The following is a 13,260-nucleotide window of genomic DNA, read 5'->3' as shown; positions in this document are numbered from 1 at the left end:
TGTCCGGGGCGGACGGCTACTCGGCGTCCTGCGGGTACCAGCGGAGTTCGACCGTGTTGCCGTCCGGGTCCTGTACGTAGAGGGACTGGGCGCTGCCGCGGGCGCCGAAGCGCGGCACGGGCCCCTCCAGGACGGTGAAGACCCCGGAGTCGATGACTTCCTGCCAGTCGAGCGGGTCGACGGTCAGACAGATGTGGTCGACGTTGGACGAGCCGCGGGGGCGGCTGAACAGGTCGATGATCGTGCTGGGCGTCACGCGGACGGACGGGAAGGGGACCTTGCCCGCGCGCCATTCCTCCACGCGGACGGGCTCCAGGCCGAGCGGGCCGGTGTAGAAGGCGAGGGAGCGTTCGACGTCCTGGACGTTGAGGACGAGGTGGTCGAAGTCTTTCACGTGCAGATTCATGAGGGGGAGTGAAGCGGGGCCGGTGGGAGGTGTCAACGACAGTGCGGGGAGGGGCTCGTGGGGAACCGCTCGTCAGGAGCGGGTCCGCGCCCGGGTACGGGCGCGGGCTCAGCGTGCCGCGAGCGCCGTCTCGATCTGCTGGGCGACCTCCGACGCGGACAGCGCGCGGCCGACGCGGTCCAGCCCGCGGATCGTCACCTCGTCGAGGCGAAGGGTCGGGGTGCCGCGCACTTTGCTGCGCCCGAAGGCGTCCCCGACGGCCACCGCCCACGGCGTGTACGTGCCGGTGGCGACCGCCTCGCGGAAGGGCGGCGCGACGAGGCCGACGGACTCGGCCACGCGCAGCAGCACCGAGGGGTCGCCGTAGGAGTCGACGCTCTCGTCGGGCTGCTGGGCGTACAGGGCGTCGTGCAGGGTCTTGAAGTCCTGCTGGCTCTCGTTGACGGCCGCGCCCGCCGCGCCCAGTGCCAGCACCGAGCCCCGGCCGCCGAGCATGCCGTCGAGGAAGGCCGCGAAGTGGTACTCCACACGCAGTCTGCCCTCGTCGGCGAAGCGGCGGATCGCCGCCCCCGCGGAGGTCTCCACGGCGGCGCAGTAGGGGCAGCGGAAGTCCTCGTACACGGCCAGGACCGGGAGCGGGCCCGCCGCGCCGTAGGGGACGACCAGTCCGGACTCACCGGCGGTGTGACCGGGTATGCGCATCCGTCGCGGCGACGGGGACGTCTGCGGTGGTGACAGCGACGACGAGTCCCTGGTCGGCTGGTGGGGCATGGGGAGGGCTCCTTTTCGGTTCCTCCCAGGTACGCACAGCGGCGCGGACCACGCATCTTCAGCCGGGGCGGGCGGAGGCGGGGCCCGGAACGGGACGGGGCCCGGGAGCCGGGCGTCCGTCCCGCCCCGCCCGGCCTCAGTGGTTCTCGGCCTGGAACATCCAGCGCTGCTTCTCCAGCTCGGCGGTGAGCGCGATGAGGAGGTCCTGCGACACCGGGTCCGGCGCGTCCGTCGCGTCGATCCGCTCGCGCATCCGCAGGATCACGCCGCCCAGCGCCTCGACCAGCAGCGCCACCACGTCGCCGTCGGCGAGCCAGCCGCTCGGCGGCTGCGGCAGTTGGGTCTGCTTGCCCACGGTCGTGGCCCGCCCGTCCGGCGCGACGCCGATCGCGGAGGCGCGCTCGGCGACGGTGTCCGCGTAGGTGCGGGCGGTGTCGACGATCTCGTCGAGCTGGAGGTGCACCGAGCGGAAGCGCGGGCCGACGATCGTCCAGTGGGCCTGCTTGGCCAGCAGCGACAGGTCTATCAGGTCGACCAGGGCGCCCTGGAGGGCGTCGCCGACCGTGCGGCGGGATGCCTCGGGGAGGGTGCCCTCGATGGTGGGGGCGGAGGTGTGGACGGGGGTGGGGATGGAGGTGGTCATGGTGAAGGGGTCCTCCCTGTGGTTCTGGTGTTTCCGGTGGTTCTGGTGTTCTCGGTGTTTCGAGCGGTCCATGCGCGCCGACGTGCACGGGTCGGCGCGCGCCCGCGGTGACCCGCGTGGACGGACGGCCACCCCGCGGGGGGCGGACTCCGTCCTGGCGTGGGCGCCTCAGCCGCCGGGCCCGCCGCTGCCGAACGCCCCGCCGGACTTGTCGTCCCACTTGGGCGGTTCGGCGCCCTCGGCCGCCGGGCGGGTGCCCGCGTTGCCGTGTCCGCCGTTCCCGCCCAGCTGGTGCGGGGTGCGGCGTACACCGTCCTGCGGCATCTCGTTCGGCTCCCGGACCTCCTGCATCTCGCCCGGCGGGTGGTCCCGCTGCGGGGCACGCGGCTGCTCCTCCGGGCGCGGCGCGGCGGGTTCGCGGTTCTTGACCCGGATGCCGAGCCACACCGCGCCGATGAGGATCGCCACGACGGCCAGCCCGACGAGGAAGGGGGCGATGCCCACCATCAGGTCACGGTTGGCGGCCAGCTCCGTTCCGGCGAGTCGGACGCTTTCGATGCCATGTGTGTACATGCGTCCCGGGTACCCACGGGGTGCCTGGGAATGCGGGTGAAACATGTCCCGGGGCCGACCCGTCGGCGAGGTGTGAGCAGGGACGGGCCGCGTTCGCGCGGGACGCCCGGACGCGGGAGCCGGGGAGCGGCGGTCCGTTCCGTCTACTTGGCGTCGGCATAGCACTCCACCGCCGCCACCGTGAACGGGAAGCGCACCGGGGTCCGGCCGAAGGCGATGCGGCCGGCCAGTTCGCCGGCCGCGCGGATCGCCCGAGCGACGGCGTCCGTCTCGTCCTCGGGACAGTGCACGATCACCTCGTCGTGCTGGAAGAAGACCAGTTCGGCCTTCATCCCGGAGGCGTGGAGGGACTGCCGCAGCGCCGCCAGCATCAGCAGGGCCCAGTCGGCGGCGCTGCCCTGCACCACGAAGTTACGGGTGAAACGCCCGCGGGCCCGGCTGTTGCGTGAGGCGTACCCCGGTGTGAACTCGTCCTCCCCGGGGGCCGGGTCGGCGCTCTGCTCCTGCGGGATGCCCGCCTCGTCGTCGTCCCCGGAGCCGGGCGCGGGCGGGCACGTGCGGCCCAGCCAGGTCCGTACGAGACGGCCCTCCTCACCCTCGCGGGCCGCGTCGTCGACGTACTGGACGGCGCGCGGGAATCTTCGCCGCATGGCGGCCAGGTTCTTCAGGCCGTCGCCCGAGGTCTGGCCGTACACCGCGCCCAGCACGGCGAGTTTCGCCGCCTCGCGGTCACCGGAGAAGGCGCGGTCGGAGACCGCCTTGTAGAGGTCGCCCGGCTGCCCGGCGACGTCCATCAGGCCGGGATCGCGGGAGATCGCGGCCAGGACCCGGGGTTCCATCTGGTCGGCGTCGGCCACCACCAGCCGCCACCCCTCGTCCGCGATCACCGCCCGCCGGATCACCTTGGGGATCTGGAGCGCGCCCCCGCCGTTGGTCACCCAGCGGCCGGTGACCGTTCCGCCGGGCAGGTACTCGGGGCGGAAGCGGCCGTCACGCACCCAGTCCTGGAGCCAGCCCCAGCCGTGCGCGGTCTGGATCCGGTACAGCTTCTTGTACGCGATCAGCGGTGCGACGGCGGGATGGTCGAGCTCCTGCAACTCCCAGCGCCGGGTTGACCTGACCTTGATCCCGGCCTGCGCGAACGCCTTGATCACGTCGGCGGGCAGCTCCGGGCGCACCCGCCGTCCGAGCGCCCGGGACACCTGGTCGGCGAGTTCCGCCATTCTGCGCGGGTCGCCGCCGCCCGCGTACCGCTCGCCGAGCAGTTCGTCCAGTACCGCCCGGTGGACGTCGGCCCGCCAGGGCAGCCCGGCCCGGTTCATCTCGGCGGCGACGAGCATCCCGGCGGACTCGGCGGCGGTCAGCAGCCGCATTCGGCCCGGGTGCTGGGCCTCGTCGTGCCGCCGGACCTGGTCCTCGTACACCTCCAGCAGGGACGCGAAGGGGACGTGCACCGGCTGCGGCTCGAACAGGGAGGACTGCGAGCCGGGTTCGGCGGCGCGCTGCGGGGGGTCGGGCGGAACGGGCAGGTGGTGCAGCCGGGCGTGGGCCGCCGCCGCCGAGCGGGGCTCGCCCCAGCGGCCGGCGTGCCCGAGGAGGAGGAGTTCCGCGTCCTCGATGTCGTAGCACCGCTCGACGCGGACTCCGGCGGCGAGGAGGCGGGGGTAGACCTCGGCGGTCGAGCGCCAGACCCAGCGGCCGACCTCGGGGCGGGAGCGGACGGCTTCGACGAGGTCGGGCTCGCGGCGCACCTCGTCGGCGGGGCGGCCGTCCCGCCGGAGGGGGACGAGCAGCGCCCCGCCGCCCTGCCCCTCGGCGATGGCCCAACGGTCGCTCATGTTTGCGAGTGTGACAGCCACCACTGACAACCCGCCGGAGCGCGGGTCGCGGCGGCGGTCCCGTCCGCGGCCCCCGGGGCGGCGCTCCGGCCGGGCGAGGTATACCAGGAGGGTGAGCCCGACCGAGGAGACACGACGTTGACCGACCACACCCCGCCGGGCCCCGACCAGGACGCCGACCGGGGCTTTCCCGACGCCGACCGGGCGTTCTCCGCGCTGTACGGCACCGGCGACGAGGACCTCGACCTGGGCGCCTCCCTGCTGGCCGCCGCTCCTTGGCCGGACGCGGGGTGCGAAGTGCTGCGCCGTGGGGAGGAGTTCGTCCGCCGTGCCTGGGACCGCGGCTGGCAGCCCGCCGACGTCGCCCGGCTCGTCGCCCGCGATCTCAAGGAGGTCCACGTACGGCTCCTCGCCGACCTGGTGGCCGCCGAGCACCGGCGCTACGCGCGCGCGTGCGTGCCGCCGCGCTGGCAGACACAGCTGACCGAGCTGGGCGTGGGCGGGCAGGTGTGGTGGAAGAGCGACGAGAAGTACGCCGACGCACTCGCCCGCCGGGAGAGGACCGACCGGTTCTCGCTGGCCACCGCGGTGCTGGAGCTGCTGCGGCTGCTGATCCGGCTGCCCGCGATCGAGCCGGTCGGCCCCGCGCCGGGCGGCGTCTCCGTTCCCGTGCGCCAGGCCCGGCCGGCCCCCGGCGAGCCGCGCATGCTCACCCGTATCCGTGCCCTGCTCGCCAAGGCGGAGGCCACCGAGTACCCGGAGGAGGCCGAGGCCCTGACCGGGAAGGCGCAGGAGCTGATGGCGCGGCACAGCATCGACGAGGCGGTGCTCGCCGCCGAGGGGCACGGGGCCGCGGGCGGGCCGGGGGCGTGCCGGGTCGGTGTGGACGCCCCGTACGAGACGGCGAAGGCGATCCTGCTGGACGCGGTCGCCACCGCGAACCGCTGCCGGGCCGTGTGGAACAGCGAGTGCGGTTTCTCGACGGTCGTCGGTTTCGAGGCCGACCTGGAGGCCGTCGAGCTGCTGTACACCTCGTTGCTGGTGCAGGGGACGGCCGCGATGACGCGCGCGGAGGCCGCCCAGCGGGCCGGCGGCCGCAAGCGCACGAAGTCGTTCCGCCAGTCCTTCCTCACGGCGTACGCGAGCCGTCTGGGCACGCGCCTGGCGCAGGCCACCGAGCACGTCGTGGAGGAGTCGGCGGGCTCGCTGCTCCCGGTCCTCGCCGCGCGGGACGTGGCGGTCACGGACCGCGCGGAGCAGATGTTCCCGCGCACCACGTCCACGCGCGTGCGCGGCGTGAACGACCTGGCCGGCTGGGAGCACGGCACGGCGGCGGCGGACCGCGCGTCGGTGCACGGGGCACGGGGGCCGCGCGACCGCCTGACCCGCTGAACGGCGTACGGGCCGCACGGCCGACGCGCGTCACGGGACCGCGCCTGTGCGGGCGGTGCCCGTAGGGGCTGTGCGTGCAGGGACCGCGCTCGTACGGATCGTTCCCGTAGGGACCGCGCGTGCAGGGACCGCGCCTGTACGGATTGTGCCTGTACGGACCGTGCGTGCAGAGACCGCGTTCGTACGGATCGCGCTCGTACTGATCGTGCCGGGACCGCGCCTGTGCGGACCGCGCCCATACAGACCGCGCCCGTACAGACCGTGCGCGCAGGGGACCGCGCCCCTCCGGGCCTGCCCGGTACGGTCCCGCACCCGGGTTTCCGGGCCGTCCGCGAGCCTTCACCGGTCGCGTGCCCGCGGGGTGACGGGGGTCTGCGCCGCGGTCATCCGTCGAGGAACTCCGAGCACCGGTAGGGGCCCTGCGCGGCCCCCTCGGACGGTTTCAGCAGGACCTGCACGTCATCCGTCCTGACGCCGGGTTCGAGCACGGACTGGGCGCGCGCCAGCGTGCACACGAGCTGCCCCGTGCCCAGGCGTTCGTGCTGTGCCATGCCGCCGGGTCCTTCCAGGGCGACCGTGACGCGGTCCCCCTGCCCCGTCACCGAGAAGCCCCCGATGTCGACGAGGGTGGTGAGGCCGCCCCCCTCGGTCGCCGGCGGCGGCTGGAGGAGCATCTTCACCACCGAATCGAGGGTCTTGACCCGCTGGTCGATCAGCGGCACCGCGCGCAGCCCGCCGTCGCCGACGTAGTACAGCCGCATGCCGCGCGTCAGCCCGGTGGCGGGCTCGCCCGCGTCCACCACGCCGGTCGGCTGGACGCCGCAGCCCAGCAGGACGGCCCCCAGCACGGCGGCCATCGCTCCTCGTCCGCACCTCACCGTGCGCACTGGGCGACCTCCTCTTCCTGTCCGGTGAGCCGCAGCGGAAGCCGCAGGGTGAACACCGCGCCGCCGTGCGGTCCGTCGGCGACGTCGATCGTGCCGCCGTGCAGCCGGGCGTTCTCCAGCGCGATCGCCGTCCCGAGGCCGCTGCCCTGGCCCGTGGCGTCGTCGGAGGCACCGCGCGTGCGGGACCCGTCCGCCTTGTAGAACCGGTCGAAGACCCGCTCCCGGGCGTGCGGCGGCAGCCCGGGGCCGTGGTCGGACACCCGCACGGTCAGCAGACCGTCGCCCGCCGCGAGGTCGACGACGACGGGCGGCGCCCCGTGCCGCAGCGCGTTGCCGACGAGGTTGGCGACGATCACGTCGACGCGGCGGCGGTCCACCACCGCCCGTACGCCCTCGGGCAGTCGCGTCTCGACCCGGTCCGTCCAGCCGCGCAGGGCGAGCGTGGCCCGTACCGTGTCGGCGAGGTCGACCTCGGAGGCGTTCAGCCGGGCCGCCTTCGCGTCGAAGCGGGAGATCTCCATCAGGTCCTCGACCAGCCGGGACAGCCGTGCCGTCTCCGCGCCGACGGTACGGGCGGCCCGCGCCGCGTCGGGCGGCAGCTGGTCGGCGTCCTCGCCCAGGACGGTCGCCATCATCGTCATCGCGGCGAGGGGCGTGCGCAGTTCGTGCGACACGTCCGCCACGAAGCGGCGCGCCTTCGCCTCCTGTGCGCGCAGCTCGGCGTCGGACGCCTGGAGCGCGTCGGCGGTCTCGTTGAACGTCCGTGCCAGTTCGGCGAGTTCGTCGTGGCCGGTGACGGCGACCCGGCTGCCGAGGTCCCCGGCCGCCAGCCCGCGGGTGGCCCGGCCGAGTCTCCGTACCGGCCGCAGAACCGTTCCTGCGGCCAGCAGTGCCAGGACGGCGGCCAGCAGGACCACCGGAACGACACCCGCCCGCACGGAGTCCAGGAGGGCGGCCGTGTCGTCGCGTTCGGCCCCCAGGCCGGTGATCGAGTACACCGTCAGACCGGAGGCGCGGCGGTCCCCGTCGGCATAGGCGACCGGCACCCCGACCACGAGGTAGGGATCGCCCCGCCACACGACCCGCTGGAGCCGCGCGGTGCTCGTCGTGGAGGCCCGCAGCGCCGTCGTGATTCGCTCCTCGGCGTCCGCGGCGGAGTGCGAGACGGCCGTCAGGCCCTGGTAGCGGGCCAGTACGACGTGACCGCCGAGCCCGGCCGACACCTTCGCCGCGAACCGCGACAGGGACCGCTGGTCGGGCGGCAGGTCGAACTCGGCGGCGACCGCCCCGACCTGTTCGCGGAGGTCGTCCACGGCCGTGTTCTGGGCCCGCTGCAACACGGCGGTCCGGGCGTCCCGGTAGGCGAGCGCGGTCGCGGTCACCGCGCTGACCAGGGCGACGACGACGAAGGCCACGACGAGCCGGGCGCGCAGCCCGCCGACGAGCCGCCGCGGGCCCCCGCGCGGGCCGTCGGCGGCCTTCCGGCCCTCCGTACGCCTCACAGCGGTCCGAAGCGGTAGCCGAAGCCCCGCACCGTCTGCACGTACCGCGGTCTGCCCGGCACGTCCTCCAGTTTGGCCCGCAGCCGGCCGACCGCCGCGTCCACGATCCGCGAGTCGCCGAGGAAGGTGTGGTCCCAGACCGATTCGAGGAGCTGTTCCCGGCTGAAGACCCGCCCGGGAGAGGCCGACAGCTCCAGGAGCAGCCGCAGTTCGGTGGGCGGCAGGGCGACGGGCGCGCCGTGCTTGGTGACGGTCAGCCCGGCGCGGTCGATGACGAGCCCGGCGAGGTCGGCGTCCGGCGCCCGCCGGGCGGACGGCTCCGCGCGCCGCAGCGCCGCCCTGATGCGCGCCTCCAGGACGGGCGCGGTGACCGGCTTGACCACGTAGTCGTCGGCGCCCGCCTCCAGGCCCTCCACGATGTCCTGGTCGTCACCGCGCGCCGTCAACATGATGACCGGCAGCGTCGTCGTACGGGTGCGGATGCGGCGGCACACCTCGAAGCCGTCCATGCCCGGCAGCATCAGGTCCAGCACGGCGAGTTCGACACGCGCGCCCCGTTCCCCGGACAGCAGGTCGAGCGCCTGCTCGCCGGTGGCGGCGACGTCCACCCCGTACCCGTGCCGGCGCAGGACGAGTTCCATCCCGTCCCGTACGGACGCGTCGTCCTCGATGAGAAGCACATGCGGCATGGGGCCGATTATGGGCGCCACGCGGCGCTTCGCGCCCGCTTCCCCGGGCGCGGGGGCGCAGGCCGGGGGCATTGTTACGTTCCCATCATGTCGTCGTGGACGGGTCATCGACTGCGGTGGCCAGGGTGCGGTGCATGACCTACCTCAGCAGGACGAACCGGACCGGCCGCCGTGCCGTCTCCCGGCTGCGCACGGCCTCTCTCGTGGCCGCACCCGTGCTCGCCCTCTCCGTCGCCTGCGGCGGCGGTGCGGCGACGAAGGACGGCGGGATCGCCGACGCGCCGCCCGCACCGACCGTGCCCGCCGCCGACGGGGGAGCGGGCACCGGCAAGGACGCGGTGAAGGACGGGGCCCGCGCGCCGGCCGCGGGCAAGAGCGCCTTCTACGACGCCCAGGTGAAGTTCGTGCAGTGCATGCGCGCCAAGGGCGGCTACAAGGAGTTCCCCGACCCCAAGCTCAGCGGGCACCTGGACTGGGCGAGGATCGGCGAACTCGGCGCGCAGCCAGGCCGGAACGAGGGCATCAAGGCGGGGCGGGACAACGTGTGCCTCCCCGAACTCCAGGCCGCCATGGACGCCGAACCCCCGCGCGACCAGCAGAAGTCCTACGAGTCGATGCTCGCCCACGCCAAGTGCATGCGGGACAACGGCATCCCGAAGTTCACCAACCCGACGATGTCCGGCGGCAACGCGGTCCCCGGCGGCGATCCGTCGCCGGGATCCCCCGCCATCGACACCGGATCCCCGGCGTACAAGCAGGCGCGCGAGGCGTGCCGGACGAAGCTGCTCGACGGCCTGGACGGGATGCAGTGAAGCGCCGTACCGCCCTCCTCGTGGCCGGCGCGGTGGCCGTGGCCGCCGGAGCAGGCGGCGGCGCCCTGTTCCTCGGCGGTCGCGGCGACGCGGGCGCCTCCGCGGCGACGGCAGGACTGCCGCCCGCCACCGCCACCGTCGTGCGCACCGATCTCGTGCGGTCCAGGACGGTCGACGGCAAGCTGGACTTCGCGCAGCGCCGTCCGGTGACGGCGGCCGTCGAGGGCACCGTCACGGTGGCCGCCGCCGAGGGGCGCACCGTGACCGCGGGACAGGCGCTGTACGAACTGAACGACAAGCCCGTCACCCTCCTCTACGGACCCGTCCCGATGTTCCGCGAGATGAAGCCGGGGGACAGCGGCAGCGACGTGCTCCAGCTGGAACGCAACCTGCGCGACCTGGGGTACGGGAGAAAGCTGTACGTCGACACGCACTACGACCGGAGCACCGAGGCCGCCGTCAAGCAGTGGCAGAAGTCCCTGAACCGGACGCTCACCGGCCGGGTCGGCAGGGGCGACGTCGTCTTCCAGCCGCGCGAGGTGAAGGTCGTCTCGGCCGACGCGGCGCTCGCCGCCCAGGTCGCACCCGATACGACCGTGCTGACGGTCGCCTCCACCCGGCCCGTCGTACGGGCCCAGCTGGACCAGGGCGACGGTGCGCTCGCGGCGCGGGGCACGAAGGTCGAGGTCACGCTGCCGAGCGGGAGGAAGTCGGCCGCCGAGGTCGTCGGGACGGTACGGCCCGAGGAGCCCGCCGACGGAGAGGCCGCCGCCCGGGACGGCATCACGGTCGAGGTCGTCCTGGACGGCGGAGCGAGGGCCGTGGCGGGCGAGGACGCCGGCGCGCCGGCGAGCGTGACGTTCGTCAGCGAGGCACGTGAGGGGGTCCTCGCGGTCCCCGTCGAGGCGGTCCTCGCCCTGCGCGGCGAGAACGGGGGCTACGGCCTCCAGGTCGTCGGGGGCGGCCGGACGGAGTCAGAGACGGAGACGGTGCGCACGATACGGGTGGAGACCGGCATGGTCGCGGACGGCCGGATCGAGGTCTCGGGCCCGGACGTGCGGGAGGGGCTGAAGGTCGGGGTGGCGAAGTCATGAGCGCGCGCAAGGGCGTACCTGCCCGGAGGCCGCACGCCGGGCCGCGGGCGGGGCACGGCGGACAGGCCGGAGCGGAGGCGGGGGGCGCCGGGCACGCGGGATCGCGCGAAGCCGGACGTGCGTCGGGTTCGTCCGCGGCACCGGGCCCCGTGCCGGTCGCCGCACCAGGCCGTGCGCCGGGCCTCGCACCGGTCGCCGTGTCGCCCGTCGCGCCGGGCCCTGTGCCGGGCTCCGTGCCGGTCGTGTCACCGGGTCTGGCCACCGTGCCGGTCGCCGCACCGGGCTCCGTGCCGCCCGTCGCGCCGGGCCCCGCCCCGACCGCCGCAGCAGGCCCCGCGTCGGTTCCCGTGTCGCCCGTCGCGCCGGGCTCCGTACCGGGCACCGTGCCGATCGCCACACCGCCCGTCGCAGCCGGCCCGGCCTCCGCGCCGCCCGTCGCGCCGCTCGCCGCAGCAGGCCCCGTACAGGCCGCCGCAGGCCCCGCACCGGATTCCGCAGGCCCCGCACCGGCCCCCGTGCCGACCGTCGGGCGCGTCGGTCTCGTGCGGGACCCGGCGGGGGCCGAAGCCCCCACGAGGTCCGGCCGGGGGGTGCCCGTCGTCGAGTTGCGCGGCGCCACGAAGGCGTACCCGGGCGGCGTGCACGCCCTGCGCGGGGTCGACCTCGTCGTCGACGAGGGCGAACTCCTCGCGGTCGTCGGACCGTCCGGCTCGGGGAAGTCCACGATGCTCCACGTCATGGGCACCCTCGACAAGCCCACCTCCGGCACCGTCCGGATCGCCGGCTACGACGTCTCCACGCTCTCCGACGCCCGGCTCTCCGCCCTGCGCGCACGCCACATCGGCTTCGTCTTCCAGCACTTCCACCTGTCGGCCGGTCGCGACGCCGTCGACAACGTGGCCGACGGGCTGCTCTACGCGGGTGTGCCCCTCAAGGAACGACGGGCACGCGCGCGTGAAGCTCTCGCGGCGGTCCGCCTGGACCACCGCCGCGCCCACCGGCCCAACGAACTCTCCGGCGGCGAGAAGCAGCGCGTGGCGATCGCCCGCGCGCTCGTCGGCCGTCCCACCCTCCTCCTCGCGGACGAGCCCACCGGCGCCCTCGACACCGCTTCCGGCGAGGTCGTCATGGAACTCCTCCACCAACTGCACGCGTCCGGCACCACCGTCTGCGTGATCACCCACGACAACGGGATCGCCGACTCGCTGCCCCGCCGCGTCCGCTTCAGGGACGGCGAGATCGTCTCGGACGTCCCCGCGCGAAGTACGGCCCGCACGGCGCGTACGGGCGGACCGGAAGGGGGCACCTCATGACGAGGGCCCTCACACCCTTCCGACTCTCCCCGCGCGACCTCCTGCGCCTCGGTGCGGTCGGCCTGCGCGCGCGTCGCGCACGGGTGGTTCTCTCCGCGCTCGGCATCGCCATCGGCATCGCGACCACGGTCGCCGTCGTCGGCCTGTCCGAGTCGAGCCGCGCCGACCTGATGGCCCGGCTCGACCGGCTCGGCACCAACCTCCTCACCGCCGAGGCGGGCAAGGACGCCACGGGGAAGGACGTGAAGCTGCCCAAGAGCGCGGTCGCCATGGTCGAGCGCATCGGCCCGGTGCAGCACGCCACCGCCACCGGATACGTCGACACCCGCATCCGCCGCAGCGACGTCGTCCCCGAGGAGCGCACGGCGGGCGTCACCACCCAGGCGGCCCGTACGGACCTGCTGGCCGCTCTCGGGGGGACGGTGGCCGAGGGCGTCTGGTTGGACCGGGCCCGTGAACGCCTCCCGGTGACGGTCCTCGGTTCCGTCGCCGCACAGCGCCTGGGCGTCGCCCGGACCGGCGAGACGATCATGATGAACGACACGCGGATGGTGGTCGTCGGCGTCCTCGACCCGGTCGAACTGTTCCCCAGCCTGGACCGGGTGGCCCTGGTCGGGTTCCCGGCCGCCGAGCGCCTCTTCGGCTTCGACGGCCATCCCACCACCGTCTTCGAACGTTCCACGGACGCCTCGGTGGAGGACGTACGGGCCGTCCTCGCCCGCACCATCAGCCCCGGCGCGGAGGGAGGTGTGAAGGTCTCCCGCCCCTCGGACGCGCTGGCCGCCAAGGCCGCCACCAACGAGGGCCTGACCACGCTCATGCTGGGCCTCGGCGCGGTCGCCCTGCTGGTCGGCGCGGTCGGCGTCGCCAACACCATGGTCATCTCCGTGCTGGAGCGCCGCCAGGAGATCGGCCTGCGCCGTTCGCTGGGCGCGACGCGGGGTGCGATCCGCTTGCAGTTCCTGACCGAGTCGCTGCTGCTCTCCGCCCTGGGCGGGGCGACGGGCGCGGTCCTGGGAGCGGCGGCCACGTACGGGTTCGCCCGGACCCAGGGGTGGACGGCGGTGGTTCCGCCGTGGTCCCTGGCGGGCGGCCTGGGCGCCACTCTGGCGATCGGCGTGCTGGCGGGCCTGTACCCGGCGGTCCGCGCGTCCCGGCTGCATCCGACGGCGGCGCTGAGCGCGACCTGACGGGGGCGGCGGAGGCCGGGGCCACTCGACGGCACTGGCCCCCGCCCCCGTCACTGTCCGGCCTGCCTTCTGCCCCCGACCCCCCAGCCCACCCCCGTGCTCCCCCGCGTCCCCCACCACACCCCCCGGGCCCGCTCCGTCCCAGTGGAA

The 13,260-nt window shown here is 74.7% G+C and carries 13 protein-coding genes; 5 read left to right on the top strand and 8 right to left on the bottom strand.

Annotated features, from left to right (window positions below):
* Nucleotides 1-16: 16 nt before the first annotated feature.
* From ACQPZG_RS15690 to ACQPZG_RS15670, 5 genes are all read right to left on the bottom strand, one after another.
* Entirely contained in the window at nt 17-406 is a 390-nt protein-coding gene (locus tag ACQPZG_RS15690) for a VOC family protein (RefSeq protein WP_433546383.1), read from the bottom strand.
* A gap of 108 nt (nt 407-514) precedes the next feature.
* Nucleotides 515-1,177: a DsbA family protein gene (locus ACQPZG_RS15685; RefSeq protein WP_433546382.1), complete on the bottom strand. Its 663-nt coding sequence runs from the start codon at nt 1,175-1,177 to the stop codon at nt 515-517.
* 136 nt (nt 1,178-1,313) lie between these two features.
* Nucleotides 1,314-1,820 (bottom strand): Dps family protein, encoded by a 507-nt coding sequence (locus ACQPZG_RS15680; RefSeq protein WP_433546381.1) that lies wholly within the window; start codon nt 1,818-1,820, stop codon nt 1,314-1,316.
* Between the two features lie 168 nt (nt 1,821-1,988).
* Nucleotides 1,989-2,393 (bottom strand): DUF6479 family protein, encoded by a 405-nt coding sequence (locus tag ACQPZG_RS15675; RefSeq protein WP_433546380.1) that lies wholly within the window; start codon nt 2,391-2,393, stop codon nt 1,989-1,991.
* Between the two features lie 143 nt (nt 2,394-2,536).
* Nucleotides 2,537-4,231, bottom strand: a complete 1,695-nt coding sequence (locus ACQPZG_RS15670; RefSeq protein WP_433546379.1) for a bifunctional 3'-5' exonuclease/DNA polymerase — start codon at nt 4,229-4,231, stop codon at nt 2,537-2,539.
* Between the two features lie 216 nt (nt 4,232-4,447).
* Between ACQPZG_RS15670 and ACQPZG_RS15665 the strand changes: the two genes are divergently transcribed.
* Nucleotides 4,448-5,623 (top strand): DUF2786 domain-containing protein, encoded by a 1,176-nt coding sequence (locus ACQPZG_RS15665; protein ID WP_433549424.1) that lies wholly within the window; start codon nt 4,448-4,450, stop codon nt 5,621-5,623.
* 383 nt (nt 5,624-6,006) lie between these two features.
* Here ACQPZG_RS15665 and ACQPZG_RS15660 read toward each other — a convergent pair whose 3' ends face one another.
* The 3 genes from ACQPZG_RS15660 to ACQPZG_RS15650 are packed head-to-tail and all read right to left on the bottom strand — an operon-like array spanning nt 6,007 to nt 8,701.
* Entirely contained in the window at nt 6,007-6,480 is a 474-nt protein-coding gene (locus ACQPZG_RS15660) for a GerMN domain-containing protein (RefSeq protein WP_433546378.1), read from the bottom strand.
* Nucleotides 6,481-6,497: 17 nt separating this feature from the next.
* Nucleotides 6,498-8,012, bottom strand: a complete 1,515-nt coding sequence (locus ACQPZG_RS15655; protein ID WP_433546377.1) for an ATP-binding protein — start codon at nt 8,010-8,012, stop codon at nt 6,498-6,500.
* Nucleotides 8,009-8,701 (bottom strand): response regulator transcription factor, encoded by a 693-nt coding sequence (locus tag ACQPZG_RS15650; RefSeq protein WP_433546376.1) that lies wholly within the window; start codon nt 8,699-8,701, stop codon nt 8,009-8,011. The genes ACQPZG_RS15655 and ACQPZG_RS15650 overlap by 4 nt, the downstream gene beginning before the upstream one ends.
* A gap of 134 nt (nt 8,702-8,835) precedes the next feature.
* Between ACQPZG_RS15650 and ACQPZG_RS15645 the strand changes: the two genes are divergently transcribed.
* The 4 genes from ACQPZG_RS15645 (at nt 8,836) to ACQPZG_RS15630 (ending at nt 13,110) form a co-directional block, all read left to right on the top strand.
* On the top strand, nt 8,836-9,513 hold the full coding sequence (locus ACQPZG_RS15645; protein WP_433546375.1) for a hypothetical protein: 678 nt from the start codon (nt 8,836-8,838) through the stop codon (nt 9,511-9,513).
* Nucleotides 9,510-10,607: a peptidoglycan-binding protein gene (locus tag ACQPZG_RS15640; protein ID WP_433546374.1), complete on the top strand. Its 1,098-nt coding sequence runs from the start codon at nt 9,510-9,512 to the stop codon at nt 10,605-10,607. Before ACQPZG_RS15645 ends, ACQPZG_RS15640 begins: the two co-directional genes overlap by 4 nt.
* Nucleotides 10,608-11,149: 542 nt before the next feature.
* A complete protein-coding gene (locus ACQPZG_RS15635; RefSeq protein ID WP_433549423.1) occupies nt 11,150-11,920 on the top strand; it encodes an ABC transporter ATP-binding protein in 771 nt (256 codons plus the stop codon).
* Nucleotides 11,917-13,110, top strand: a complete 1,194-nt coding sequence (locus ACQPZG_RS15630; RefSeq protein WP_433546373.1) for an ABC transporter permease — start codon at nt 11,917-11,919, stop codon at nt 13,108-13,110. The genes ACQPZG_RS15635 and ACQPZG_RS15630 overlap by 4 nt, the downstream gene beginning before the upstream one ends.
* Nucleotides 13,111-13,260: the final 150 nt, after the last annotated feature.

Origin of the sequence: Streptomyces sp. CA-294286, assembly GCF_050947155.1 — a bacterium.
In the GTDB taxonomy this organism is placed as follows: Bacteria; Actinomycetota; Actinomycetes; order Streptomycetales; family Streptomycetaceae; genus Streptomyces.
Note: the sequence above shows the minus strand (reverse complement) of the source record. Positions and strands in the feature narration are given on the sequence as shown.